Annotated in this window: 2 protein-coding genes; one reads left to right on the top strand and one right to left on the bottom strand. The window is 33.9% G+C overall.

Translation table 11 applies throughout. From position 1 onward, the window contains the following. Window positions 1–217: 217 nt before the first annotated feature. Entirely contained in the window at window positions 218–886 is a 669-nt protein-coding gene (locus AB3X49_RS22140) for a YczE/YyaS/YitT family protein (protein WP_367964761.1), read from the bottom strand. Between the two features lie 138 nt (window positions 887–1,024). Here AB3X49_RS22140 and AB3X49_RS22135 point away from each other — a divergent pair, with 138 nt between their 5' ends. After that, window positions 1,025–1,900 (top strand): LysR family transcriptional regulator, encoded by an 876-nt coding sequence (locus AB3X49_RS22135; protein WP_367964759.1) that lies wholly within the window; start codon window positions 1,025–1,027, stop codon window positions 1,898–1,900. Window positions 1,901–1,952 lie beyond the last annotated feature (52 nt).

The following is a 1,952-nucleotide window of genomic DNA, read 5'->3' as shown; positions in this document are numbered from 1 at the left end:
GTTGTTTAAAGATCCTTCTTTAACTAAACGGCAGGTTAGTTTTAATACAATGTTTGTTTTATCATTTAACCAAAGTGATAGAAGGTCAAAGAAAAGGCAGTAATAAAGAAGTGCCATTCCTAATGTGGACTGGCACTTGGTAAGGTGTAAAATTCATTATTTGATTTCGGCTGAGGAATTTGATTCATCTATTTTTCCTGTACTTTATTATGATTACTTAGACAGCCTTTTCTGTTTTAAATACCCATTGTTGGAGAGGTGGTTGATAATACGGTATCATCCACCCTAAAATTTTGCCGATAAAATAGGCGGCAATTAGTGTGCCGATTCCGATTGAGCCTAATGATTGAATGAAAACTATACAGATTGCACCAGCCACACAAATGTTTATTAAATCGCTCAAAATTTTTGCTTTACCGAATTTTAAATTAAATTTTTCACTAATTGCATAAGTTAACGCATCATACGGCATTAATGGGAGTTTCGCTGTTGTATAGCCCATTAAACCGACCGCTATAACAAATAAACTAACAATCAAATATACACTTCGAGCAAGGAGAGTTTCAGGTGCAGGGAAAAGTTGTACAAGGAAGAGCGTTGCATCCATGAAAAAACCAAATAAAAACGAAATAATGAATTGACTCACAAATTCATTTAACTCCATTCGTTTACTTAATATCACTTGAATAATAATGTATAAAACATTTGCAAGCGCCATTGTCACACCAACCGATAAACCAATCGTTAGCGTACTTGCATATGCTAATGATGACACAGGCGATACACCAAATCCTGCTTGAATCGACATGCTAATGCCAATCGACATAAAAAATAACCCGAGCACGTATAAGATGATGCCCTTCAAGGTTCTACTCCAATGATTCATAGTATCTCTCACTTTCTAGTTAATATTATCAATATAAAGACTATAGCTATAGAATTAAATATAACGCTAAATTCGACATATGAAAAATATATATATGATAAACTAATTATATCAAAAAACATATGACGGAGAGATACAATGGATTTTAGGCAATTATATTACTTTAAAGAAATTGTGAAACAAGGAAGCCTTTCTAAGGCAGCAGAAGTGCTCCATATCGCGCAGCCCCCACTTAGCCAATTATTAAAAAAGCTTGAAACTGATCTTGGCACAACTTTAATTCATCGATATCGTCAAAAATGGGAGCTTACAGCAACAGGTGAAATACTATACCAATATGCCAATCAAATGTTAATGCAAATTCAAGATGTAAAGCAGCAAATTCAAGAAATTGAACAAGGTATAGGCGGAACAGTAAGTATCGGTGTATCGTCTACATGTTCGAATATGCTCATTGACTATGTTAGTACGTTTAGAACGCAGTACCCTAATGTCAAAATAAAAATAGTAACTGGAAATTCAGAAGAATTATTAAAAAGACTAGAACAAAGAGAAATTGATGTTGCCTTACTTTTACGATTGGGCGATAGTGAACAATATGAGATGAAAATATTAAAAAAACAACCAACCGCTGTGATTATTCCATCAAGTTGGGCAACATCGTTTTCATCACAGCATGTGACGATTGAACAGATTGCCCAGTTTCCATTCATTATGCTAGGAGCAATGGAAGGACTCTCCTTCAATGAAGACCTTTTCAAAGTATTTGATGAACATCAAGTCAAGCCAAATATCATTATCGAGTGTAAAGATATAAGGATGGTTGTAGCACTTGTTAGTAGAGGACTAGGATTATCCGTTATTCCAAGAATGGATTACACATCATCATTTTTAGAACATACAACGCTTTTTGAATTGAAACAATTTGATTTTCAGTTAGAGCCTGTAATAGTAAAATTAAAAGACCAAAGAATTTCCAAAGTAGCATCTCAATTTTGGGAAATGGTTGATTAGGAGATATGAACAAAGCAAAAATAGCCTTCAATCAAGTAATAAAGACATCTTA

This window comes from Bacillus sp. C30 (assembly GCF_040838255.1).
In the GTDB taxonomy this organism is placed as follows: Bacteria; Bacillota; Bacilli; order Bacillales; family Bacillaceae_G; genus Bacillus_A; species Bacillus_A mycoides.
The sequence above is the reverse complement of the archived record's forward strand: the minus strand, read 5'-3'. Positions and strand labels throughout refer to the sequence as shown.